Genomic DNA, 24,715 nt, shown 5'->3' on the forward strand with positions numbered 1-24,715 from the left:
CCCGAACGCCCCTCTGTACAGCCGTTCGCTCCACGCGATTCAGGCGGCTACCCATCGGGTATGCCCGCAACGCGTGGACACCGGAGTCACGGCATCTGATCAAGCCCGAACTGCGCCGGAGCACGCGAAGCTTCACGACGCGCACGCAACAGCAACGGGATCAACACCAGCAGCGCGGCGACCAGCAGCACCACCTCGAGACCGTAGACCACTCGATAGGCCAGCGACGGATCGGTGAACTCGGCCCCCAGGATACCCGCCTCCGCCATGCTGGTGATGCCGTCGCGCAACGCGCCACCCAGCGCGATCGCCAGACCCTGCGTGGTCGCCTGGACCGCGCCCCAGGCCCCCAGCGCCAGACCGGCGTTACCACGCTGGGCCAGCCCCATCGCCGCGGTCAGGGTGCCGACACCGAGCAGCCCGGCCCCGAAGCCGATCAAGGCGGTTCCGAAGCGGAACAGCATTGGCGACTCGGCAGTGGCAGAGACGATCACCAACAAGAAGGCGAACACGCCGATCAGCGCACCCGAACCCGCAAGGCGATAGGAATCACCACCGCGACTCAGCAGATAGGCCGACAGCGCGAAGGCGGCAAAGGTACCGCCGGCGAGGATCGCGGTGAGCGTGGTCGTCTGCGATACGGTCAACCCCAGCACCTGCGCGCCATAGGGCTCGAGCAGGATCTCCTGCATGCTGAAACCGGCGGTCCCCAGTCCCAGGGCGATCAGCAGACGACTGGCCAGCCCGCCCTTGAGGAAGGCCCGCCAGGTCTCGGCGAACGGCGGTCGTGGGATGTTTGCCACCGCGCGCTTGAGATCGATCGACTCCTGACGCCACAGCGCGATCAGGTTCATCACGATGGTCGCCAGAGCCACCGCGTGCACCACCTCGACCAAACGCTGGTGCGAGAAATCCTCGAGCAGATGGCCGAACAGCAGCGCACTGGCCACCATCCCGAGCAGCAACATGGCATAGAGCAACGCCACCACCCGCGGACGCTTCTCCTCCGGCGCGAGATCGGTCGCCAACGCGAGCCCGGCGGTCTGTACCGTGTGCAGACCGGCACCGACGAGCAGGAAGGAGGCGGCAGCGAACAGCTGCCCAACGATCATCAACGGGTTGGCCGGATCGGAGAGAATGAGGATCGAGTACGGCATGATCGCGAACCCGCCGTACTGCAGCATGCTACCGATGGCGATATAAGGCACACGCCGCCAACCGAAGGCCGAGTGATGGTAGTCGGAGCGATGCCCGATCAGCGCGCGGAAAGGCGCGAACACCAGCGGCAGCGCCACCATCAGCGACACCAGCCAGGCCGAGACCCCAAGCTCGACGACCATCACCCGGTTGAGCGTGCCGTAGAGCAGCACCATCGCCATGCCGACGGACACCTGGAACAACGACAGCCGCAACAACCGAGACAGGGGCAGCTGCGCGGTGCCCGCGTCGGCGAACGGCAGGGTTACAAGGAAATTCAGTAGTCTTCTCATTTTCTCCGAATGCTCCAAAACACTTTTCGGCCGCGACACCCGAACCGACGCGCGCCGGGGAGTCACGCCACCCCATCACCCACCACGCCTGCGGCGGCACGGGCGCGACGCCGGCGCATGATGCCACGTGGACACGAACAACAGGTGATCACACCGCCCGCGCACCGCTCGACATGCGGCGGCCACCGCGAGGAGGGGCGATGCGAGGCCGAGGCGGTGATACCACGCACGACCGTCCAGCCGGCGTCGACGGGGTCACGCATCATCCGGCCTCGGGCGACATCCGGGCACGGATGGCAGTCGCCGAACATCGGTCGCGGAAGCCATCGGCAGTCTACACAACCGCCTCGCACTTGCACAGCCAAGTCATTGGCGGAACAGCAATAACAGGATATTCGAGCACCCGATCACGCGCGTCCTGGACAGCGGACGAGCACAGGCGAACACGGAAGAGACGACAGACGAGCGAGGAGGACGGGGAGCGCGACAACGTCGAGGGGGACGGAGTCAACAGCAGATCGATCGAGGCAAGGGGAGAGTGAGAGCGAAAAACGGCGTCACGAGGGACCCGAAGAGGATCGAGGACGGAGAACTCTTACTCCGTCGGCACCAGGCGGAATCGAACGGTAGCGTGCGCGACAGCTCGACCCACCTGGTGACACGATTCCGGTTCGAGAACCGGACCCGAGAGTTCTTACTTGAACTCAGGGGCAGGCGCAACGACAGCCGCAGGCTGTGCAACGCGCACGGAATCCTTGAAGCCGTAGCCCGGCAGCGATAGGGCGTAGCTGTGGATCATCCACATCTGCACGAAGAGGATGCCGAAGAAAGGCACCATCCAGGTGGCCGGGTTGATCACGGTCCAGATCTTCCAGTCATCCTCAGGGTGGTTGAGCTTGACGTCTTTGTCAGCCAGCAGAACGGGAACTTGCATGGGATTCTCCTTCTATGAGGATGGGAAAGAACTTAGAACCAGGGCTGGTAGATCCAGGTCACAACGTGGACCGCCGAAGCGATCATGACCCAGCTCCACACACCGTGCTTCCAGTGCTCGTGGAATTCCTTAGCCTGAGCATCGGTCAGGCCCGACAGGTTGGCTGCTTTGGGATCGGCCATTAGAGGTATCTCCAAGTTAGAAGTTTTAATCGCCCCAGCGATCAACCGAAGCGATCGGTATGGGCTCGCTGACAACATGAGACGTGTCGTCGTGCCGTGCGCGACGACACTTCCCGATGCCGGCCCGCGTAAGCCGCAAGTGTTAGTTTATCCTGACACGCGAGAGTGTCAATCAATATTTACAACAGAACCAGAAGCCATTAAAAACCATCAAAAACAAAAACTTAAAATCAAAGCCCCGGTGCGCCTCCCAACCCAAACCTCGTTAGATCATAGGGTTAGCAAATCCAGTCCCCGAGCACACTCTCTCGGTCGACGACAGCCGCACAACATTTCGTGTTGCAGCCGAGGCGCGCAACAGCTTGGTTTTCAAAAACATAAACTAACGCGACCTCTCCGATCGAGAGACACCCCTCCCCGCCCCAGGGGTGTCGTTTCAAGAGAGAGTGAGCATGACACCCCCCAGGAGAGAAGAGAGCGCCGGAAGCGGAGCGCGCGCCGGCGTACGGGGAGGAAAGCGATCAGCCCCTGAAGTCGAGGCATCGACGCGCAGGATTGCACCAAGTGGAGCGGGCGGCGCACAGCTGGATACGCTGCAGTGGAGCGGAAGCTGGCGGTGAGCATGGACACGGCGGTGACGCCCAAGGGAATGGCGAGCGCGGCGACACACGTCGACTGCAAGCCTTGCGGGAAGAACGCGGCCGCAAGGCTTGGAAGAGCGCCCCCCAGCGCAGCGACCCGGAGCTTCTCTGATGGCGTGCGTCGTCGCTGGCGCAGGTTGCCGTCGAGCGGCGGTCCTGGCCAGGTCCGGCAGAACGGATTACTTCTGCGTGGTATCGATGTTCATCGGCACATAGGCCGGGCAGCTGCGGAAATAAGCGGTGGCGATGAGGACGAGCCCGACCAGGCCGAGCAGGTTGAGGGTCATCAGCCCCCACAGCGCGATGACGGCACCAGCGGCGAAACGAATGTTGCGATCGGTGTCGCCAATGTTCTGAGGCATGTTCATTGCCAAATCTCCTACGTCTAAGTGATGTTGATCGACGCCAAGCTCATGCTCGACTCGACGGATGAATCAAAGCCCTTATTGGAGCGTGGCGCACTGACTCATCGCAATGGCATGCGAACGAGCCACACGTCGCTCTCCAGCGATTCAACCTTAAATCATTTGTGGTTTGACTGAAAGAGCACGCACAAGATCGATGACATCGCCACCTTCCTGGCCGAGGGCCGCGAAGAATGCCCTTGGAAGTCGTGATCGAAAACCGCAACAGCCTGGTTTCAAAAAGGAATACAGCCGAGAGCGCATCCTGAGAAAAAAGCCGATCAGGACCCGGCACACCAGCGGCTCGCCGCCCGCATCCGCTACCCACTGCGCACCTTCGGATCCACCGGCAACGGCAACGTGCAGGCTCGGCCGACCGAGCGTAAACCAAGGGGATGAAGCGTGATGCCTGGCGGAACGCAACAGCCACCCAACACGGCGCGCCGGAACACCAAGACTACACGCCCACACCCCAGAGACGTCCGGCGATGAAGAGGCGGGAGACGAAGCCGTCGCGCACCACGCCTGGGCGACGGCATCCTGGACGAAGCCAAGAATGCCGCATCCGTAGTGCGAAGCCTGCGAGCAGTCCTTCATGCACAGCATAGTGCAAACCCGCTCGAGCGCCTCGCCCCTCGATCAACGATCTACCGGAAGCGGCACGACTGGCGTGACGGCGAGACCTTCACCAGGGTGTTGGATCGCCGCACATCCGCCGGTGCCGAACGACCCTGGCGACCTCGATGCCCGACTCGACGCTTCAGCCGGACCGGCCATTCAAACTGGCGCGCTCACTGTCTGACGTGACAGCCGTACACCGACGAGCCAGCATCCATCGCCAGGAACGCGAAGAACTCGCCAAACCATCACACAGCATCATTGATAGGCCGCAGCTCGCTCAAGCCGTCATGAAGCGAGATTACGACTCCTGATCGCAAAGATCCTAAACATCCAAACACGATCGACGAACCGTCGACACAGCAGGCCACACGCTTTTACGGCGCCATGATCCATGGCGTTATCATCTGCATTGCCACAGCATGCTCACGGCATGAGTGAGCGACATCAACACATTCGTCATGAATGTGTAATCACCTCACTCATCATCGCAAGACTCAATCAGCGATTGCGACGTTCGCCATGCCAGGGAATCATCGCTCTTGTTTTCGACGCAACTGCATCATGCCATCCAGAAGTGACAGAAAAGCAATGCAGCCGATCACCGTTCCTCAGGGATTCGGAGTCACGTCACACATACACCCGAGCGCGCGCGCAAACAAAAAAGAGGCAGGGGATTGTCGCGACGATGGATCGCCGTGCTGAAACGGCGGCGTTACCATGCCACCCAAGACCTCACAAGTCGGCCAGGCAGAGGGAGAGAGAAGGAGGAAGGCGCCAGATCCCGGCATGGCCTCACACGCACACCAGGATCCAGGGACTGCCGACAAGCAGCACTCGACGCGATCCGCACGCACCGGGGCGAACGGATCAGCAGCGGAGCCGATCGGGCATCGGCACACAGAGTCGAGCGCCACTCACCAGGCGTCGAACCACCAGCGGGCAGCGAAGATAATCGCGAGGAAGAACAGGAAGGCGGTTCCGCCGACTTTACCGAAAAACAGCACGTTACCGAACATGGCATGCCAGACTTCGCCGATGCTCTGCTCCTTGAACTGGCCGCCCTCAGCGCTCGCAGAAGCGCCCTCGCCCCCGTCCACGCGCGGCGTGGCGGCACTGACGGCATAAGGCTCGACACGCGCCACCTTGAAGAACTGGATGTCGGAATCCGCCCCCGCCTTCTCGATGACGACGAACTCGGTGTCCACCGCCAGCCCCTTGTCGCTCGCGTACATCAACGCGAAGTCGTCGATGCTTTCCGCCTCACCGACGTAGTCCCAGTTCTGGGACTTCTCCGGCCACGTCTTTCTTGCTGAGAATTTCATCAATTACTCCTGAACCCAAGCAACCATCCTGTGGAGCAGCAAAAACTCGCGCTCGCACAAGCGGGAGATCTTTCCACGGTTTCGTCACGCTGCACATGATCCAGGTCAGAGAGAAATCGACCAGATCGGCACTGGCAGCGAAAAGCAACGTCGATCGCAGAAAAGAGCAATGACGCGCAAGATAGCCAGTAAACCGAACGCGAGACCGCCCCGAGAACATCATTGCTCGAACACACATTGAAACCAAAGGTTTCGATACGTATCGCGAAACCAATTCGCGACGTTGATTCAATTCGGCCGAAGAATCTTCGACGGAAGACTTAACGTAAAACGAAAATAACTTTTCATCATACCTGATAATCTTCCATTTTCATTGATTGCCGTCAACTCGCCAACGAGCCGTATCGATATAGACTACTTCATTCATCAGCGGCGACGGCTCGTGGTCGCCGCCAATCATCGAACGAGCCCGCGGAGCTGGCCGGGTGTCGGCGCACGGGCTCTGAACATACGTCAGACGTAGAGGTCATAGCCGATATGAAGCGCCGCCGTTTTCTCACGACAGTCGGACTCGCAGCACTCGGTGGCACGGCGGGCACGCTGGGCCTGTTCGCGATCCAGCCGCATCGCTCCACTCTTCCCTTCGCCTCCCCCAACAACGACACCCTGCCCGACAAACCCGCAACCCTGAAGCGCGTGGTCGTGGTCGGCGGCGGCCTGGCGGGCATGAACGCATCCCACGAGCTGCTCAAACGCGGCTTCGACGTCACCCTGGTCGAGCGTTCGGCGAACCTGGGTGGACGCCTGACCGGCTGGGAGGTGGAGGTCAACGGCGAGACCATGACCACCGAGCACGGCTTTCACGGTTTCTTCAACCAGTACTACAACCTCAACGGGCTGATCGACGAGCTGGGGCTGAGCGACAACTTCAAGCCGGTCAAGGATTACCCGATCCTGTTCAAGGACAAGGAGACCGAGAGCTTCACCAACACCACAACCTTCTTCCCGTTCAACATGCTGGAAGTGGTGCAGCAGGCCAAGTCGGTCTCGATCCTCGACTTCAACGATCCGCGCGGCAAGCTCTACGAGCTGATGCGCTATCACCCGCAGCGCACCTTCGAGCAGCTCGACGAGGTCGATTTCGAGACCTTCTGCAAGCGCGTCAACGAGCCGATGGTCGACACCATCATCGAGCCCTTCGCTCACACCTCGTTCAACCAGTTCCACCAATACTCGACCGCCGAGGGGATCAAGTTCTTCCACTTCTTCTTCATCGGCAACCCCGACGGCATGGGTTACTCCCAGACCATCGACGACTCCATGACCGCCATCGTCACGCCGCTCACCGAGCGCATCATCGCCCTGGGCGGCAAGGTCATGGCCGGTGTCGAGGTGCAGAGCATCAGCGAGCACGAGGGGCGCATCACCAACATCAAGCTCAAGCGCCCGGGTGAGATCCAGGCCCTCACCCACCAGGTCGAGGCCGACAAGGTCGGTCGGGAATGGACTCCCTTCTGGACCAGTGGCTCCGACCTCTACTACGTCAAGCGCGACGAGCAGGGTGAACTCCATGCCGTTTCCGGACGCTGCACCCACATGGGCTGCCCGGTCGGACTCGACGAGGAGACTGGCGGTTTCGCCTGCCCCTGCCATGGCGCGCGCTACGACAGCGACGGCGTCCCCACCACCGGTCCGACCAACATCCCACTGGTCACCATGGATGCCACCGCCGAGGGCGATACGGTCAAGGTCAGCTCACAGATCACCGGCACCGAGATCGAGGCCGACTACGTGGTGCTCGCCTGCGACGTCCCCGGCCTGAAGCGCATCGTCGAGCGCTCAGACATCTCCAGCACCGCCTTCACCGAAAGCGTCGAGCGACTCGGCGTTGCCGACCCCTACATCGTCTGGCGCGTCTGGTTCGACCGCGCGATCAATCCGCTCGACGTCCCCTTCTACACCGTCAGCGGCTATCGCTACACCGACTCGATCGCCATCTACTCGCAGCTCCAGCCCGAGTACGAGCGCTGGGCCGAGCAGCACCAGGGTTCGGTCATCGAGATCCACGCTTATGCCGTCGAGCCAGAGAACGTGATCGACGAGGAGGAGATCAAGCGAATCATGCTCGAAGAGCTCGGCGAGCTGATTCCCGAGATCGCCGGCGCCGGCATCGTCTACGACATCTACACCATGCAGCAGAACTTCCCGCGCTGGGCACCCGGCGACCACGCGGGTCGACCGGGCGTCGACACGCCGATCGACAACCTGTTCCTCGCCGGCGACTTCCTCCGCCTCGAGGTGCCCGCCAACCTGATGGAGGCCGCCACCATGACTGGACGGATAGCCGCCAACCGCATCCTGGCGGCTGAAGGTCTGCGTGAGAACCCGATCCCGGCGGTCGATCTGGTCGGCCCCCTGACGATCGGCTGATCTCGCCTCACTCTCCCCCACACAGGCCGGCAACTCCGATTGCCGGCCCCGACCCTGCCACCACCCAACCGCACCACACCATCACGGCAACGCACACGCCTCAGGGCGCACGCACAGCGCCCTATATATAAAAGGAGTAGCCGGGAGCACATGCGTGACAAGCGCAGGGTGGAGACGCCAGAGGCCGCCACGCCCCCCCGCATCAGGGAATCGGCATGATTCCTAGAAAATGATGTGTAAATAATGATTGACACAGGATCGTGTCAGTTTAAACTAACACTCAAGGCATCGAGGACCGGCTTCCATCATCATCCAGAACGCCAATCGTCACTGGAGAACTGGACACCCTTCCCGGGCCTTTCCAGCCGAAAAGGCTAAACCATCTTCGAATTGGAGAAACTACCATGGCCAACCTGTCTGGTCTGACCGACGCGCAAGCGAAGGAATTCCACGAGCACTGGAAGCACGGTGTGTGGAGCTGGGTCATGATCGCTTCGGCGGTCCACGTTGTGACCTGGGTTTACCAGCCCTGGTTCTAAGCTTTAGTTATTCACTAAAGCCTGCCAACTAATACTAGGAGATACTCCATGCAAGTTCCTGTCATGATGGGCGATCCCAACGCCAAGCTGAACCATCCTGAGGATGACTGGAAGATCTGGACCGTGATCAACCCGGCCACCTGGATGGTGCCCTTCTTCGGCATCCTCTTCGTGCAGATGTGGATGATCCACAGCTACGCCCTATCGCTGCCGGGCTACGGCTTCAAGGATTCCGTGCGCGTTGCACAGCCTGCGGCTGTCGTTGCTCCTGCTCCCGAGTTCAAGTAAGAGCAGCGCACGTGTCCGACTACGGCTCCTACCCGCGCAGCGGATTGGGGCCGTAGCTAACTCCCTCCCCGCACGACCTCCCCTCTCGGTAACATTCAATTCCTCCTGTCGGTAGCATCATCCGGACATTCACCGGATGCTCCGCATGCACATTGCCTGATCGCTCAACGCAATGATTGAGTAACGCCCGGCAATACCCTCGCAAAACCTCACTGTTCACTGATCGCCGCCAATTTTTCATCACCGGCCGTCACCTCGATGAAGGCCCGAATGGTATATTTACGCGGCTGCAGAACCGATCTCGACGATTGCCCAGTTGGACCATTACGGACATGCCACGCAACGCCTCGTCACAACCTCGGGCGAGCAGCCGAACACCGACGGCGGGCTCGTCGTGACCCCCGCCGCCACCTCGCCCACCCACGACGCAGGTCGATGATTTCGAATCGGGCGTTCGTGTTCGCAGCTACCCCCCAGCAAACCGATCGTGACCGGGCCACGGACACGGCCGACGCAGCCCGCCGAGCGCGTCCGTCACGGACCGGATCCGATCGCAACAACCGAAGGTGAAATCATCGTGCAGTACTCACTCATCGATCGCCTACGCATCTGGCGTGATCGCAAACTCGCACAACCCGCGTTCCAGCGTTGGGCGGCGGACTCCTGGTTCACTCGTCGCGAGGCAGCGCGACGCGCGCGCGGGCTGTTCGACATCACCGCCGGCTTCATCTACTCCCAGATCCTCTACGCCTGCGTCAAACTCGACCTGTTCGACAAGCTCGCCGACGGACCGCAGTCTGCCGCCGAACTGGCCGACCACATGAAGATGGATGTCGAGGCCGCCGACCGACTACTGCGTGCCGCGGTCGCCATCGACTTGCTGGAGCGACGCGGGCCGGAGCGTTACGGGCTCGGCAAACTGGGTATCGCCATGCCGGGCAACCCCGGAATCGCGGCCATGGTGCGCCACCACCACATGCTCTATCACGACATCGACGATCCGCTGGCCCTGTTCCGCGGCGAACTCGAGGAGACCGAGACCGGTCACTACTGGTCCTACGCCGGCTCGCTCGATCCGGCGGCCGACGGCGAGGAGCGGATCGCCGAGTACACCACCCTGATGTCGACCTCCATCGGTTTCGTCGCCGAGGACGCCCTTGACGCCTATTCGCTCAAGGACCACAAGTGCCTGATGGATATCGGCGGCGGCGAGGGGCGCTTCGTCTCCAAGGTCGCGGAGCGTTGGCCACACCTCCAGCTCAAGCTGGTCGACCTGCCCGCCGTAGCCGAGCGCGCCACCAAGAACTTCGCCGAGCAGGGCATCGGCGATCGCGCCACCGCCCACGGCTGCAACGTCAAGAAGGGGGAGCTGCCCAAGGGAGCCGATGTCGTCACCCTGGTACGGGTGATCCTCGATCACAACCACGACGGCGCGATGGAGATTCTGCGCGCCGCGCGCTCCGCGCTGGAGCCCGGCGGTACTCTGCTGATCATCGAGCCGATGTCGGAGGCCCCGGGCGCCGAGCCAGTCGGTGACGCCTACTTCGGCCTCTATCTGCTCGCCATGGGTAGTGGCCGGACCCGCCCTCCACGGATGCTCAAACAGATGGTCGAAGAGGCCGGCTTCGGCGAGGCTCGCCTGGTTCGCACCCGTCGCCCGATCCAGACCCGCCTGCTCGTCGCTCGCGCGGTCTGATCCGAGAGGCATCGCGCCTCCTCTCCAGCCTTGCCAGCAGGCGGCTGGAGAGGCTGAAAAGAGGGGCCTGGAGAACTGTAAATTTAAATTGACATTCGCCTTAGTTAAGCTAGACTGACACTGCGATTGCGGGCAGCTCGCACCCTGCTCCACCAAGACAGGAGAGCAGCGCCCCAAACGTCATCGGAGAGAACTCAATCGCCCGAAGATCGACAATCGACAGTAGGCCTTCTTGGCACCGCAAACGTTCACATCTCGAGTCCATGGAACGGCTGCACTGCCCAGGGTGTCGCATGTCGTCTTCCGCGTATCCAGTCGAGTGATCCTGGTGTCGCCCACCCTCAAGGCGGAGCGGCCATCGGCGAGCACCATCCGACGACGAGCGAACGGATATACTTTGACGTGACACCGTCACTGTCACATTGACCAGAAAGCAGGCCGAGGGGCTTGTTAGGCTGGCAAGTATCGGGTGAGTACTCACCCAATGAGTACCGATCCGGCATCCCGATCGGTGCGTGAGTCTCGACAACGTCAAACAGAGGCAATACCTAATGGCTAACGAAAAGAGCGTTACCGGACTGACCGACGAAGAAGCACAAGAGTTCCACGGCTTTTTCATGCAGGGCATGTCCGGCTTCATCGGCGTCGCCGCCTTCGCACACCTGCTGGCATGGTTCTGGCGCCCCTGGCTGTAATGCCAACGACCGCGAGTACATGCTTATCCGCGTGTACTCGCGGTTCGCTGTTTCGGCAGCGATAAAACACGCATAAGCCCCGCGTGCGCCTGATGCGGCCTTTCGCCTTGAGGCGTCGAATCGGATAATTTCTTACGCGATCGATTAAATAAGTTGGAGATTTCCATGGCTAACGAGAAACAGCTAGCCGGCCTGACTGACGAAGAAGCACAAGAGTTTAACGGCTTCTTCATGCAAGGCATGTCCGCCTTCATCGGCGTCGCCGCATTCGCGCATCTGCTGGCTTGGTTCTGGCGTCCCTGGCTCTAAAGGCCTCCTCACTTTCAACTTCCATCCCAAACCGGACTAGGCGCTACTACGCCAACGTCCGCTGACTGCACTGGAGGCACCCCATGCACAAAGTCTGGATGATGTTCAATCCTCCGCTGATTCTGGCATCGCTGCTCGGCGGCCTGTTCCTGCTCGCGCTCTTCATTCACTTCGTGTTGCTGAGCACCGCAGAATTCAATTGGCTCACCGGCGCCTGATCGCGGCTGAGACAATCGCCCCTGTTACCCTTTCCAGGGAAACGTTCAGGGTGCCGAAGAAGTGGTACGAGTTCGGCTCGCCGCCGACTCGTACCATGAGGCACGACCCGGGTTCGATCCTCGATTAGTTGAAGACCGGTACCAGACCATGTACGAGCACCCGAAGCGCGCACCTACGCCCCCAACCTCCGTCGCCTTCCTGTTCCTGCCGCTGCTCTCGTTGCCGAGTACCCTCGTCGGCTTCGGTCAGCACATCCTCCCCGAACTCAACGAACTCCTCTCGAATCTCGCCCACACCGCCTGAAGCGACTCTTCGCATGGGCACCGAATCCTCCGTGCGAGAACTCTCTCCCTCGCATCGACACCGATAGCGCATCGCTCGCCGCCACGACCATTCGAGCTAGCCAGCCCACATCGCGCAGCAGGATCCTCGGCGCACGACACGGCGATCACACGCCCTCTCCTCCCCCGCACGACAGTCGACACCCGAGACACTCGGAGCAGAGACCGTGAGCCGCAGCCAGCGATGAACAATCGAGGCATGGGCGCACCACCCCCTTCACAGACACCATCCCGCAGGCCCGTCTGGCCGGGTGATCACCGCGATCGACCCGACCCGCTCACGGCGCTCTCGAAATCCAGCAGCACGATGACGCGCCGCCCAGAAACGACAACGCCCCTGTTGCCGCGGCTACAGCAACAGGGGCGTCGGACGCCGTCCGGGTAACGGGGATCAAGCAGCGCGTTGCGCCAGCCCCTTCGGCATGATGTTGCGCGCCTCGGCCATCAGCACTTCGGCCAGCTGATCCGAGCCTGGGCACGGTGGAATGGCGTCGACTGCACCCTTGACCAGCTGACGGAGACGGTCGACGGCACCGTCGACACCCAGCTCGCCAGCCGCACTGGGACGGTTGAGGACGGCGTCACGGCCGACCGGCTTGCCAACCTCCTGGGCGCTCGCGGCGACATCGCGCAGATCGTCGGCAACCTGGTAGGCCTCACCGATCCGGTCGCCGACCACACGCCACAGCTCGGCGTCCTGACCCGCGACCTGGGCACCAGCCGCGGTCGCCGCGGCGAACAGCGAACCGGTCTTGGCACGATGATAGTCCTCGACCGAGACGTGCGGCTCGCACTCCCAGGCCTGACCGGCGGTGATCCCGTGCGGCATCCCCACCGAGGCGCCCACGGTCAGCAACAGCGGCCCCAGACGCTCGGGCGTAGCGGTCAACTCGCGCGCCAGGTTCTCGAAGGCGAGAATGATCAGCGCATCACCGGCCAGCACCGCCAGGGGCTCACCGAAGGCACGATGCACCGAGGGGACACCGCGACGCATCGGCGAGTCATCGAAACAAGGCAGGTCGTCGTGCACCAACGAGGCGCAATGCAACAGCTCGATCGAAGCGGCAACGGCGTCAGCCGCCTTGTCGTCGCCATGACCACAGGCGGCGGCGACCGCCAGACACAGGCGTGGTCGCACGCGCGCGCCAGCGGGAAAGACGGCGTGACGCACCGCCTCGACCAGTCGCGGCGGACAACTCGGGACAGCCACCGTGTCTATGGCCTTGGTCAAGGCCTGCTCAATTCTTGTTGCGACACCCATCGGTGAACCCCCAGTAGCCGCTTCGTTATTGAATGAGTGTATGGCGCGTGAAAGCGCCGGTTACGATAATCAATCACTTGAGGAGCGTCAACGCGGCACGGAACTACCAGCGCTCGAATCCGTCTATAGGATTCATGCGGGCCATCGCAGAACGATCATCCACGGTGCCGACAGTCACGCGCTCGCGACGGGCGCGCATCACGCTCCCGTCTATCCAGTCATCTCCGGAAGACGCCTCTCGGCGCACCTCGGTAACGACACGACACAATCCATCTCGTACAGCACACGAACACCTGCCGTCGCTGACGCAGACGGACCCGCGCCCTCCGACCCCGCCGTTCAGCTCATCGCGCGCTGACGCTCGTCGACCAGCTCCAGCAGCTCCAGCACTCGCCCGACACCACTGTCGAAGGTATGGCGTTGCTTCTTCGGCTCGCCCTGCTCCGCCGCGGGATGGTTGACCACCGCCTCGACCAGATAGCGTGTCTCCTCCAGCGGCGGCGCATCGACCGCCGGCGTCTTGGTCAGGGTACGCCCGACGATGGGCGCGGCCAGGCCCAGCTTGCGCGGCACCGGCACCACCGCCCGTCGACTGATCGAGTCCAGCCCCTGACGCTCGACCTGACGGCCGATCTCGGCATAGAGATAGCGCGCAGCGTTGATCCCCGCGCGGCAGCCGAACGACAGCCCACCGATCCCGGCGTCGGCACGCTCGTAGAGTTCATCGGCGAGCCGCAGCATGCGATTGATCACCGAGGCGAGCGCGTCGTTGAAGACCGGATCCTTCAACCACTCATCGGGCTCCAGGCCTGCCTCGCGCATCCACGACAGCGGCAGATAGATGCGCCCGTTGCGCGCATCCTCACCGACATCACGACAGATGTTGGTCAACTGCATCGCCACACCCAGATCACAGGCACGCGCCACCAGCTCGGGGGAGCGGGCGCCCATCAGGGTGGCCATCATCGCACCCACGGTACCGGCGACACGCGCCGAGTAGTCGTAGACGCCGGAGATGTCCTCGAAACGACGCCCGTCGGCGTCCCACTCGAAGCCCTCCAGCAATGCCTCGAGCAGCGTCTTCGAAATGCCGTAGCGCAGCACGACGTCGGAGAGGGTGCGATCGGCCGGATCGTCGAACGGTCGACCGTCGTAGACCAGATCGAGGCGTTCGCGCAACTCGGCGAGCGCCCGCGCCTGCGCGCCCGGCTCGTCGGGGGCGCAGTCGATCGCGTCGTCGGCGATGCGGCAGAACGCATAGAGTGCGGTCGCCGGTTCGCGGAAACGTTGTGGCAGCAGGAAGGAGGCCGCGTAGAAGGAACGCGACCCCCCGCGTAGAAGCTCGCGACAGGCGGCGAGATCCGCCGCCGAGGCACGAGCCGGCGCTTCGGTCATGGTGTTAGACATAGCTAGTCGCATCAGGAACCACCGTATCGAGCACACGGGCGGAAGAGATGACGCCGGGGATCCCGGCCCCTGGATGAGTGCCCGCACCAACGAGATAGAGGCCGTCGACCTCCTCGCTCTTGTTGTGCGGACGGAACCACGCGCTCTGGGTGAGGGTCGGCTCGAAGCTGAACCCGGCACCGAGATAGGAGTTGAGCCGATCCTGGAAGTCCTGCGGCGTCGTGACCAACGAGGTCGCGATCTGGTCCTCCAGTCCAGGCAACACGGAATCGCTGAGGTAGCGGGCGATCTTCGCCCGGTACTCCTCGGCCACCGTGGCCCAGTCGGTGCCGCTACCGAGGTGCGGCACGGGCGACAGGGCGTAGAAGGTATCGCAGCCCTCAGGGGCGAGACTCGGGTCGGTCGCCGTGGGCCGGTAGAGATAGAGGCTGAAGTCCTCGGCCAGTCGCTTGTTCTCGAAGATGTCCTGGATCAGCTCGCGATAACGCGGGCCGAGCAGGATGGTGTGGTGCTTGACGTCGGGGTACTGGCGCTTGGTGCCGAAGTACCAGACGAACAGACCGGCGGAGAACTTGGAATCCTCGACCTTGCGGTCGGTCCAGCGGCGGCGCACCGTCGCCGGCAGCAGACGGCGATAGGTGTTGGCCGCATCGGCATTGGAGACGACGATGTCGGCGGCGATCTCCTCACCCGAGGTCAGGCGCACGCCGGTGGCGCGACGCCGCGAGTCGACCATGATCTGCTCGACCTCGGCCTTGTAGCGGATCTCGCTGCCCTGCCCCTCGACCAGGTCGACCATGCCACGCACCAGGGCGCCGGTCCCACCCATCACCGAGTGCACACCCCACTTGCGCTCCAGGAAGGAGATCAGGGTATAGATCGAGGTGACCTTGAAGGGGTTGCCACCGACGAGCAGCGGGTGGAAGGAGAGCACCTGACGGATGTAGGGGTCCTTGATGTACTTCGAGACCATGCCGTAGACGGTGCGGTAGCTCTGCTTGAGCGCCATCTCCGGCACGATCTTGGCCATGTCGGTCCAGGAGGTGAAGGGGATGTGCGCGAGGTCCTCGAAGCCGACCTTGAACACTCCCTCGCTGTACTTCATGAAGCGGTCGTAACCCTCGACGTCGTCCGGCGAGTACTGCGCGATCTGCGCCTTCACCGCCTCCGGATCGCCGCTGTAGTCGAACACCTTGCCGTCATCGAAACGGATCCGGTAGAAGGGATCCATCAAGCGCAGGTCGATGTCGTCGGAGAACTTGCGTCCGCACAGCGACCACAGCTCCTCGAGCAGGAAGGGAGCGGTGACGATAGTCGGACCGGCATCGAAAGCGAAGCCATCGCGATGATGTACGTAGGCACGCCCACCAGGGGCATCGAGACGCTCGAGGACGGTGACGCGATAACCGCGCGCAGCCAGCCGGATCGATGCGGCGAGACCGCCGAATCCACTACCGATGACGACCGCGTGAGGCTTCTTCTGATTCGTGGTGTTGACGGAAACCTTGGAGTCCATGAGTGTCAAGTCTACGTTACCAAAATATGTGTCATTTTAAGTTGACAGTATAGCAGGATGCTTGCCGCGTCTACCCCCGAGGCACACCGGAAACCTTGACAGGCATCAGCGCACTCGGCGAAACCCAGCCAACTGTCGACCACCCGGCGGGACGAGCCAGAAGGCGCCCACGACGCCCTCGCGCGCACCGCGTTCAGAGCCCCTGGCGCGCGGCGATATCGAGCACCAGGGCACCCACCGCCAGGGGACGTTCCTCATGCGCGAGATGGCCGAGTCCCGGCAGCTCGACCAGCTCCGCGTCGGGCGCGAGCGTGCGCACTCGCTCGGCCTCGCGCGGCGAGACGGTCCGGTCGCCCTCGCCGACGACCAGGAACAACGGAGGCCTCAGCTCGGACAGTCCACGCTCGATCAGCGACAGATCCCAATTGGCCATCATCGACAGGGTCGCGCGGACATGCCCGGTGTCGCCGACGAGACGGCGATAGAGGTCGACCCCGCGTGCCTCGAGCACCGACCCGGTGCTCGCCACCATGCCCTCGACCGCCTTGCGATCGAGCGCGTGCCAGGAGAGAAAGCGCGAGATCATCGGTGTCGTGGCGAACAGGCGTGCGGTCGGCGAGAAGACGTGGCCCGGCAGCCCGCGCCAGGGCAGCAACGCACCGTTGAGACTGATCAGCGCCCGTGGCGCGAGCCCCCCGGTGAGTGCCGCGCGCGTCAGGATCGCGGCGCCGGCCGAATGCCCCAGCACGAGCGCCGGCGACATCCGCAGACACGCGAGCAGTTCGACCAGGGCCTCGGCCATGCCGGGAAGCGACATGCGCGCATAGGGCAGCGGCGCGCTGAAACCGTGCCCCGGCAGATCGGGCGCGACCAGGGTGAAGCGCTCCGCCAGCAGCGGGGCCAGATCACGCCAGGAGTGGGTGGCCGCGCCGGTACCGTGCACCAGCAGCAACACCGGCCCCCGCCCCATCACCTGGACGTGCCAGCGCACCCCGGCGGCGGAGACGAAACGACTGTGCTCGTGATTCGGCCAGCTCGTACCGTCACGCGCCCAGTCGAGCCGCTTGGCCATGGCAAACCTCATCGTTCGAACACCTCCTGTCGGATGCAATCCATACACGGACACCACCCCGGCACGGCTGGGTGCCGGAGACGAGGCAACCCCTGCTCGACGCCCCAACGCGACGACGCCACCCCGAGGGTGGCGTCGTCGCTGCGGCCTGTCGTCACCTCAGCCGGTCGCCGCGCGAACCGCCTGGTTCAACGCACCGGCATCGGCGTGCGGCAGCGGCAGGTAACGCGCACCCATCTCGGCGGCGAGTTCGCGTCCCTGCTGCTGCGGCCGTGGCGAGGTGTCGATCACCATGGCGCTCATCTCCTGCGCCCGCACCGCCCGCGCCGCGGCCTTGGCCTCGTCGAAGGCGCGCGCCCGACCACCGGCGCCGTCGCGCGCCACGTTGGCGCGACCATCGGTCATCAGGATCAGGATCGGGGTGCCGCCACGACGCTGGATCGAGTCGGCCATCATCATCCCCAGATCGATCCCCGAGGCCAGCGGTGTACCGCCGCCACCGGGCAGACCGGCGAGGGTGCGCTTGGCACGCACCAGCGAGCGGGTCGGCGGCAGCAACACCTCGGCGCCCTTGCCGCGGAAGGCGATCAGGGCCACCTGGTCACGGCGCACATAGCAGTCGGCCAGCAGCATCTCGACCGCACCCTTGGCCTCGGCCAGACGGTGCAGCGCCGAGGAGCCCGAGGCGTCGACCATGAAGATGGTCGTGGTCTCGGAGCGGTGCTTGAAGCGGGTGATGCGGAAGTCGTCCTGACGCACCTCGATGCGCGAGGACTCGATGCCGCGGCGTGCCCGCTCCTCACGCCGCAACCGCTGCCAGGGCGCAGCGGCGCGCAGGGTCTCGACGACGTTGAGCTTGAGCCCGGCACGCAACTCGCCGCGCAGCACCCCGGCCGGCCGACCGCGGGTCGGCGCGTTCTGCACCGCACCGGCCTTGCCGGTGGCGCGCGAGCGCGAGCGACGCAGGGTGCCGAGCTGGAGCTGCGAGAGCAGGTCGGCGGGGATCGCCGCCTTGGCCGCGTCGAGCACGGTGTCCTCGAGTTCCTGCGGCTCTTGCTGCTGCTCCTCGGACTGGTTCTGCTCCTGCTCCTCGGGCTCTTCCGGCGGTGGCGGCGGCTCCTCGGGCGGCTGCTCCTCGCTCGGCGGCAGCTGGGTGGCACGCGGCGCCAGCACCAGACGCGCGGCGACGGCCAGGTCCTCGGCCTCCACCTGCTCGCGGCCCTCGAGCGCCGCCGAGGCGCAGGCGACCCGACAGGCGAATAGCGATGCACGCAGCGAGGGGATACCGAGCGCCAGCGCGGTACCGCACAGCGCCTCGAGCTGCGCCTCGTCGAGGGTCAGCCCGGCGAGACGCGCACGCGCCTGTACCACGTCCTCGGGATCGTAGTCGCAGGCGATCGCCTCGTGGACACGGATGTGGGTGAGATCGACGTGGAAGGCGAGACGATCGAGCAGCGCATTGAGCAGCCCCTCGTCCTCGCCCACACCCTCGTCGAGCGCCACCACCGCGAAGCGCGACGGGGTACGCATCGCCAGACCATCGCGTTCGAGCACCACCTCGCCCGAGTCGAAGGCCATGGTCAGTCGCGCGGCGGTATGGGCCGAGATGCGCTCGGCCATCGCCAGCTCCACCAGACCACCATCGGCCTCCACCAGCAGGCCACGTTCGGCGATCGGGCGCCCGGCGTTGAGGGTCGCGGCCAAATCGAGGCCACCGAGCAGGCGGCCGTCGGAGACGTGCAGCGGGATGCGGCGATGCGGCGCCTCGGGCGGCTGCAGATCGCGCATCAGGCTCAGCCACTGCTCGCGCACCGGGCCGGCGAGGGCCCGCAGCGCGACGCCGCCGGTCCCGACCGGATCGACGCTCATCAGGGCCGCAGCCAGTACCGCATCATCCCACGCGGAGAGGCCCGCCCCGGCCGGGGGCGGACCCGCCTCGACGCCTCGATCGGCGGCGGGATTCGCGGCGGTCATGTTCATTCCCCGAACAGTTCCGCCACGGCGCGCTCGACCCGGCTGGTGGAACCGGACTCATCGAGCGGGTCACGACGCAGACGGTGACGCAGCGCCGAGGTGGCGACCTCCTTGAGGTGGCTGTCGAGGACCTCGGTATCGCCCTGCAGCGCAGCCAGACCACGCGCGGCGCGGATCAGGGTAAGCTCGCCGCGCAGCCCGTCGGTGCCGAGCTTCATGCACAGCTCGCCGGCGCGCTCGAGGGTCGCATCCGGCACCTCGACGTTGGGCAGCAGCTCGCGCGCCTTCTGGATCTGGCGACGCACCTTGCCGTCCTGGCGCTTCCACTTCTCGACGAAGGCATTGGGGTCGCGCTCGAAGGCATCGCGCAGTCGCACCACCTTCATCCGGGTGGGCAGGTCCTGCGGGGTCTTGACCTCGACGGAGAGACCGAAGCGGTCCTGCAGCTGCGGGCGCAGCTCGCCCTCCTCGGGGTTACCGGAGCCGACGAGCACGAAGCGCGCCGGGTGGCGGACGCTCAGGCCCTCGCGCTCGACCAGGTTCTGCCCCGAGGCGGCAACGTCGAGCAGCGAGTCGACCAGATGGTCCTCGAGCAGGTTGACCTCGTCGATGTAGAGGAAGCCGCGATGGGCACGCGCCAGCAGACCCGGCTCGAAGGCCTTCTCGCCCTTGGTCAGGGCGCGCTCAAGGTCGAGGGCGCCGATCACGCGGTCCTCGGTGGCGCCGAGCGGCAGATCGACCACCGGCACCGGCACCTGACGACTCTTCAGCGTCCGGCCCGCGGCACGCTTGGCGCGGCAATCCTCACACAGGGCGTCATCGCTGGCCTCGGGATCGCACTGATAGGTGCAATCGACGGCGCGCATCTTCGGCAGCAGGGCGGCCAGGCCACGGATCGCGGTGGACTTGCCGGTGCCGCGGTCACCGAATACCAGTACACCGCCGATCGAGGGATCGATGGCAGCGATCAATAAGGAGCGTTTCATCTCCTCCTGGGCGACAACGGCGGAAAACGGGAACGGGATGGGCATAACGCTGCAAACCTTGTTGCTTAGTCTGTTCGGCGCAAACGGCCTGATGGAGCGGACACGCCCAAGACCGTCGCGCACGCAGGCGCTTGCTGGACGTTGTCCCGATGAACCATGGAGCCGGTCGCGCGGCGCGCAGCCCGCCCCAAGCCTTATTCGATCAAGTTCGCGACCCTAGCGCCCCTGCTCGACCGTGGTCAAGCCGACGGGGTCAATCACCGATGAGAATGGCGCAATGGGGTTGCCCTTTCCATGACCGGGGCCGATGGACTGCGCGCAACCATTTGCGGCAGACTGCACGCCGCCCACGGCGGTCCCCCGACGACCGTCCTCCAAGCCACTCCGGGCAACGCCCGGCGCAGACCGACGCGCGCGGCGTGCCCATCGACCACGAGGAGATCCAGCATGCCGATCCGTCATCCCGCAGCCAGCCACCAGCCGCACGAGGCGCAGCGATGAATCAGTCCGCCGCACCCGTCGCCGAGGGCCCGTCCAAGGGCATGGGTCAGATCTCGCTACTCAGCAACGACGACCGACTCAAGGGTCGCCCCCGTCTGTGCAGCGACTGCGGGCTGTGCGACAGCGCACTCAAGCCACAGATGACCCAGGCGTGCATGTTCGTCAACAACCAGACCGACGCCATCGAGCAGCGTCTGTTCGGTCGCAGCCGTGGCGACGGCGACGAGCTGCTGTTCGGCTGCTACCGCGCCACCTATGCCGCGCGCATGCGCGCCCCGCGCCCCGGCGCGCAGTGGAGCGGCATGGTCACCACCCTCGGCGCGCGCCTGCTCGAACGCGGCGAGGTCGAGGCGGTGATCACCACCGCCGCCGCACCCGGCACCCGCTTCAAGGCCCAGCCGATCCTCGCCCGCACCCCCGAAGAGGTGCTCGCCACCGCCGGCAACAAGCCCAGCCTGTCGCCCAATCTCGGCTTGCTCGATCTGGTGCGCGAACAGGGCATCAAGCGCCTGGCCTTCATCGGCACCGGTTGTCAGGTGCACGCGCTGCGCGCGATCGAGGCCGAACTCGGGCTCGAGGCGCTGTACGTGATCGGCATCCCCTGCAGCGACAACGTCTCCTACCCCGATCTCGAATACTTCCTCGAGCAGATCTCGCGCTCGCCCGCGACCGTGGTCCATCACGAGTTCATGCAGGACTTCAGCCTCTGGCTGCGTCACGAGGACGGCACCGTCGAGCGGGTCAACTACATCGACTTTCCGATGGACAAGCTCCACGGCATCTTTCCCTCGGCCTGTCTGTCCTGCTTCGACTACCCCAACGCGCTGAGCGACCTGACCATCGGCTACATGGGCGCGGAGTTGGGCTGGCAGTGGGTGATGGCGCGCACCGAGCGCGGCGAGCAGATGTTCGAGATGCTGCGCCCCGACCTCGAGTTCGGCACCCTCACCGAAGGCGGCGACCGCACCCGCGGCATGCCGCGCTTCATGGAGCGGCTCAACCACCCGCCCGGCACCGGGCGTCCGCCGCTGCTCATCCGTAAGCTGGTGGTCTGGCTGCAGCGCAACCGTGGCCCCCGCGGGCTGGAGTTCGCCCGCGCGGTGATCGAGATGAAGCTGCTGCGCAACCTCAACCACGTGCGCAGCAAGTTCGAGCGTCAGGAATCGCGGGTGGTGCCGGGTTTCGTCTATCGCGCCCTCGCCCCCTACGCCGAGCACTATCGCGAACTGTTCGACCGCGACCTGGCCCCGCGCGACTGACCCCGGCTCAGACGACCGGCGCCGCGCGCGCCGGCGTCGGCTCCTGGAACTGCAGCGCGGCCAGTCGCGCATAGAGCCCACCCTCGGCGATCAGCGTCTCATGGCGCCCGGCGGCGACGATCCGCCCACCGTCGACCACCAGGATGCGGTCGACGTTGCGCACCGTCGCCAACCGGTGGGCGATGACGATGCTGGTGCGCCCGCGCATCAACTCCTCGAGTGCATCCTGCACCAGACGCTCGCTCTCGGCATCGAGCGCGCTGGTCGCCTCGTCGAGCAGCAGCAGCGCCGGGTCGCGCAGGATGGTACGGGCGATGGCGATCCGCTGACGCTCGCCGCCGGAGAGCTGTACTCCGCGCTCGCCGAGATCGGTGTCGAAGCCCTGCGGCAGACGATCGAGGAACTCGGCCGCATGCGCCGCCTCTGCGGCGCGCCGCACCTCGGCGTCGGTCGCCGACTCCATGCCGTAGCGGATGTTCTCCCAGGCGCTGGCGGCGAAGATCACCGGATCCTGCGGCACCAGCGCGATCCGCCCGCGCAGCTCGCGCGGATCGAGCGCGCGCAGATCCACGCCATCGAAGCGCACGGCCCCGGCGGCAGGATCGTAGAAGCGCAGCAGCAGCTGGAACAGGGTCGACTTGCCCGCCCCCGAGTGTCCCACCAGGGCCACCCGTTCGCCCGGGCGCACCACCACCGACAGCGCCTCCAGCGCCGCGGTGTCTGGACGCGACGGATAGCAGAAGCGCACGTCGTCGAAACGGACCTCGCCACGCGTCGGCCGAGGCAGCGTCACCGGATCGTTCGGCGCGGCGATCGCCGGACGCGCCTCGAGCAGCTCCATCAACCGCTCGCTGGCCCCGGCGCCGCGCAGCAACTGCCCGGCCAGCTCGCTGAGCGAGCCGACCGAACCGGCCACCAGGATGGCGTAGAACAGGAAGGCCGAGAGTTCACCGCCACTGAGAGTGCCGTCGAGCACCTGATGGCCACCGATCCACAACACCACGCCGATCGCGCCGAAGGTCAGCAGAGTGGCGATACCGGAGAGCAGCGCGCTGGTCAGCGAGCGCCGACGCGCCACCTCGAAGGCCGACTCCACCTGCTCGCCATAACGACGCCGATCGATCGGTTCGTGACCACAGGCCTGCACGGTGCGGATGCCGTGGATCACCTCGTCGACATAGGCGGCGACATCGGCCACCCGGTCCTGACTGGCGCGCGAGAGACGGCGCACCCGATGCCCCAACAGCCAGGCCGGGCCGATCACCAGCGGCACCCCGAGCAATACCAGTCCGGTCAGCCCCGGACTGGTCACCGCCAGCATGGCGATGCCACCGAGCATCATCAACGAGGTGCGCAGCGCCATCGCCAGGGTCGAGCCGACCACCACCTGCAGCAGCGCGGTATCACTGGTCAGTCGCGAGATCACCTCGCCGGTGCGGGTGGTCTCGAAGAAGCCGACATCGAGTCCCAGCACCCGATCGAAGACCGCGCGCCGGATGTCGGCGACCACCCGCTCGCCGATCCAGTTGAGCAGATAACTGCGCGCCATCATCGCCCCGGCGGTGAGCACCACCACGGCGAGGAACAGCAGCAACGAGCGATCGAGCGCCACCGCCGAACCGCTCGACAGCCCGCGATCGACCACCACCCGGATCACCTGACCGAAGGCCAGCACCGACCCGGCGGCGAACAGCAACGCGGCGAGCGCGGCGAGCAGGCGCCAGCGATAAGGCAGGGTGAAACGCAGCAGACGCGCCAAGGCACGCAGATCGCGGGTGCCCGGACGATCGGGCGCGACGGAGGATGATCGAGACATGGGATTCCTTACAGCAAAGCGGACAACGAAAGGAGAACGACCGAGGGCCGGGACTCAGCCGTGTTCGAGCGCGCGCCACTGGCGCAGCAGCAACAGCGCCGCCCAGACCAGCGCGGCGAGCATCAGCAGGGCGCCGAGCAGATGACTGGCCTGAGCGAGCGCACGATCGAGATGCAACAGCCCGGTCTCGGTTAATAGGTATTCCCAGTCGTGAAATCCATAGGGCGCGGTCTGTCCGGTGTTGCCGCCGAGCAGCGGCAACACCCCGGCGCGGGCATCGGCGACATAGGGCGCGATATCGAGAAAATTCTCCCCGAACCACCACAGACAGACGCTCGCACCGAAGGGGTCACGAGTACGCAGCAGCAGCACCAGCAGACAGATCAGCGGCATCAGCAGCTGCCCCAGGGTGCCGCCGAGCGAGCCGATGAAGTCGCCGAGCGGAGCGAAGATGACGTGCCCGGCCTCGTGGAAGGGCAGATTGACCAGATGCAGCAGCGACTCGCCGGCGGCATTGCTCGACACCGGCGCGGCCATCAGCCGCAGCCCCCAGACCAGCAGCACACACCAGAGCAGGACACGAAGGGCCAGCACCGGTGCGCCGCCGGCCGGGGGCGCGCCGAACAGCAGCTCGGCCACGCGCCCCGGCGGCCGCCGTCGCACACCCCGGCGCGCAGGCGGCGACGGGGCCTCGCCGGATGGCGGGTGATGCTTGTAGTACTTGGCGAAGACCAGCCCGCAGGCCGTGCAGATGTCGGCATGATCGGACTGCTCGGCACGACACTTGGGGCATTGCATGACGGATCAGCGGT

General features: G+C 64.9%; 22 protein-coding genes. 9 read left to right on the forward strand and 13 right to left on the reverse strand.

All coding sequences use genetic code 11. From position 1 onward, the window contains the following. Positions 1-86 precede the first annotated feature (86 nt). The 5 genes from MARPU_RS13070 to MARPU_RS13095 form a co-directional block, all read right to left on the reverse strand. Positions 87-1,490, reverse strand: coding sequence for a BCD family MFS transporter (locus MARPU_RS13070; RefSeq protein WP_005221468.1), 1,404 nt, complete (start codon positions 1,488-1,490; stop codon positions 87-89). Between the two features lie 694 nt (positions 1,491-2,184). Further along, positions 2,185-2,424, reverse strand: a complete 240-nt coding sequence (gene pufA, locus MARPU_RS13080; RefSeq protein ID WP_005221466.1) for a light-harvesting antenna LH1, alpha subunit — start codon at positions 2,422-2,424, stop codon at positions 2,185-2,187. A gap of 32 nt (positions 2,425-2,456) precedes the next feature. Next, complete coding sequence (gene pufB, locus MARPU_RS13085; RefSeq protein WP_005221464.1) at positions 2,457-2,606, reverse strand: light-harvesting antenna LH1, beta subunit; 150 nt, start codon at positions 2,604-2,606, stop codon at positions 2,457-2,459. Positions 2,607-3,426: 820 nt separating this feature from the next. Then, positions 3,427-3,615 carry a YgaP family membrane protein gene (locus MARPU_RS13090; RefSeq protein WP_005221461.1) on the reverse strand — a complete coding sequence of 63 codons (189 nt, stop codon included), beginning with the start codon at positions 3,613-3,615 and terminating at the stop codon, positions 3,427-3,429. A 1,571-nt stretch (positions 3,616-5,186) separates the two neighbouring features. Next, the gene (locus MARPU_RS13095; protein WP_005221459.1) at positions 5,187-5,594 is read right to left on the reverse strand and encodes a hypothetical protein; all 408 of its coding nucleotides are present in this window, start codon (positions 5,592-5,594) and stop codon (positions 5,187-5,189) included. Between the two features lie 615 nt (positions 5,595-6,209). On the opposite strand from MARPU_RS13095, the gene MARPU_RS13100 reads away from it, so the two are divergent. The 8 genes from MARPU_RS13100 to MARPU_RS17750 all read left to right on the forward strand — a co-directional run bounded on the left by MARPU_RS13100 (position 6,210) and on the right by MARPU_RS17750 (position 12,073). After that, complete coding sequence (locus MARPU_RS13100; protein ID WP_269634393.1) at positions 6,210-8,024, forward strand: FAD-dependent oxidoreductase; 1,815 nt, start codon at positions 6,210-6,212, stop codon at positions 8,022-8,024. Between the two features lie 404 nt (positions 8,025-8,428). Next, on the forward strand, positions 8,429-8,563 hold the full coding sequence (gene pufB, locus MARPU_RS13105; RefSeq protein ID WP_005221454.1) for a light-harvesting antenna LH1, beta subunit: 135 nt from the start codon (positions 8,429-8,431) through the stop codon (positions 8,561-8,563). Positions 8,564-8,611: 48 nt separating this feature from the next. Beyond that, complete coding sequence (gene pufA, locus MARPU_RS13110; protein WP_005221452.1) at positions 8,612-8,851, forward strand: light-harvesting antenna LH1, alpha subunit; 240 nt, start codon at positions 8,612-8,614, stop codon at positions 8,849-8,851. Between the two features lie 577 nt (positions 8,852-9,428). Beyond that, complete coding sequence (locus tag MARPU_RS13115; protein ID WP_005221447.1) at positions 9,429-10,547, forward strand: methyltransferase; 1,119 nt, start codon at positions 9,429-9,431, stop codon at positions 10,545-10,547. Positions 10,548-11,062: 515 nt separating this feature from the next. Beyond that, positions 11,063-11,242, forward strand: a complete 180-nt coding sequence (gene pufB, locus MARPU_RS13120; protein WP_407636527.1) for a light-harvesting antenna LH1, beta subunit — start codon at positions 11,063-11,065, stop codon at positions 11,240-11,242. A gap of 165 nt (positions 11,243-11,407) precedes the next feature. Further along, the gene (gene pufB / locus MARPU_RS13125; protein ID WP_005221444.1) at positions 11,408-11,551 is read left to right on the forward strand and encodes a light-harvesting antenna LH1, beta subunit; all 144 of its coding nucleotides are present in this window, start codon (positions 11,408-11,410) and stop codon (positions 11,549-11,551) included. A gap of 83 nt (positions 11,552-11,634) precedes the next feature. Further along, positions 11,635-11,769, forward strand: coding sequence for a light-harvesting antenna LH1, alpha subunit (pufA, locus tag MARPU_RS17315; RefSeq protein ID WP_005221442.1), 135 nt, complete (start codon positions 11,635-11,637; stop codon positions 11,767-11,769). A gap of 148 nt (positions 11,770-11,917) precedes the next feature. Further along, a complete protein-coding gene (locus tag MARPU_RS17750; protein WP_005221440.1) occupies positions 11,918-12,073 on the forward strand; it encodes a hypothetical protein in 156 nt (51 codons plus the stop codon). A gap of 429 nt (positions 12,074-12,502) precedes the next feature. Here the strand turns inward: MARPU_RS17750 and MARPU_RS13130 are convergent, their stop codons facing one another. The 6 genes from MARPU_RS13130 to bchI form a co-directional block, all read right to left on the reverse strand. Continuing rightward, on the reverse strand, positions 12,503-13,372 hold the full coding sequence (locus tag MARPU_RS13130) for a polyprenyl synthetase family protein (RefSeq protein ID WP_025275344.1): 870 nt from the start codon (positions 13,370-13,372) through the stop codon (positions 12,503-12,505). Positions 13,373-13,711: 339 nt separating this feature from the next. Beyond that, on the reverse strand, positions 13,712-14,767 hold the full coding sequence (locus MARPU_RS13135; RefSeq protein ID WP_232229473.1) for a phytoene/squalene synthase family protein: 1,056 nt from the start codon (positions 14,765-14,767) through the stop codon (positions 13,712-13,714). Between the two features lie 4 nt (positions 14,768-14,771). Continuing rightward, positions 14,772-16,295: a phytoene desaturase gene (locus MARPU_RS13140; protein ID WP_005221435.1), complete on the reverse strand. Its 1,524-nt coding sequence runs from the start codon at positions 16,293-16,295 to the stop codon at positions 14,772-14,774. A gap of 193 nt (positions 16,296-16,488) precedes the next feature. Further along, positions 16,489-17,379, reverse strand: coding sequence for an alpha/beta fold hydrolase BchO (gene bchO, locus MARPU_RS13145; RefSeq protein WP_005221433.1), 891 nt, complete (start codon positions 17,377-17,379; stop codon positions 16,489-16,491). 147 nt (positions 17,380-17,526) lie between these two features. Beyond that, positions 17,527-19,347 carry a magnesium chelatase subunit D gene (locus tag MARPU_RS13150; protein ID WP_005221431.1) on the reverse strand — a complete coding sequence of 607 codons (1,821 nt, stop codon included), beginning with the start codon at positions 19,345-19,347 and terminating at the stop codon, positions 17,527-17,529. Next, on the reverse strand, positions 19,344-20,372 hold the full coding sequence (gene bchI / locus MARPU_RS13155; RefSeq protein WP_005221430.1) for a magnesium chelatase ATPase subunit I: 1,029 nt from the start codon (positions 20,370-20,372) through the stop codon (positions 19,344-19,346). Before bchI ends, MARPU_RS13150 begins: the two co-directional genes overlap by 4 nt. A gap of 452 nt (positions 20,373-20,824) precedes the next feature. Here bchI and MARPU_RS13160 point away from each other — a divergent pair, with 452 nt between their 5' ends. After that, a complete protein-coding gene (locus MARPU_RS13160) occupies positions 20,825-22,087 on the forward strand; it encodes a Coenzyme F420 hydrogenase/dehydrogenase, beta subunit C-terminal domain (protein ID WP_005221429.1) in 1,263 nt (420 codons plus the stop codon). Positions 22,088-22,094: 7 nt separating this feature from the next. Here the strand turns inward: MARPU_RS13160 and MARPU_RS13165 are convergent, their stop codons facing one another. Together MARPU_RS13165 and MARPU_RS13170 are read right to left on the reverse strand one after the other, a co-directional pair. Continuing rightward, positions 22,095-23,903 carry an ABC transporter transmembrane domain-containing protein gene (locus MARPU_RS13165; RefSeq protein WP_005221427.1) on the reverse strand — a complete coding sequence of 603 codons (1,809 nt, stop codon included), beginning with the start codon at positions 23,901-23,903 and terminating at the stop codon, positions 22,095-22,097. A gap of 54 nt (positions 23,904-23,957) precedes the next feature. Further along, positions 23,958-24,701 (reverse strand): hypothetical protein, encoded by a 744-nt coding sequence (locus MARPU_RS13170; protein ID WP_005221422.1) that lies wholly within the window; start codon positions 24,699-24,701, stop codon positions 23,958-23,960. Positions 24,702-24,715: the final 14 nt, after the last annotated feature.

Origin of the sequence: Marichromatium purpuratum 984 (assembly GCF_000224005.2) — a bacterium.
In the GTDB taxonomy this organism is placed as follows: Bacteria; Pseudomonadota; Gammaproteobacteria; order Chromatiales; family Chromatiaceae; genus Marichromatium; species Marichromatium purpuratum.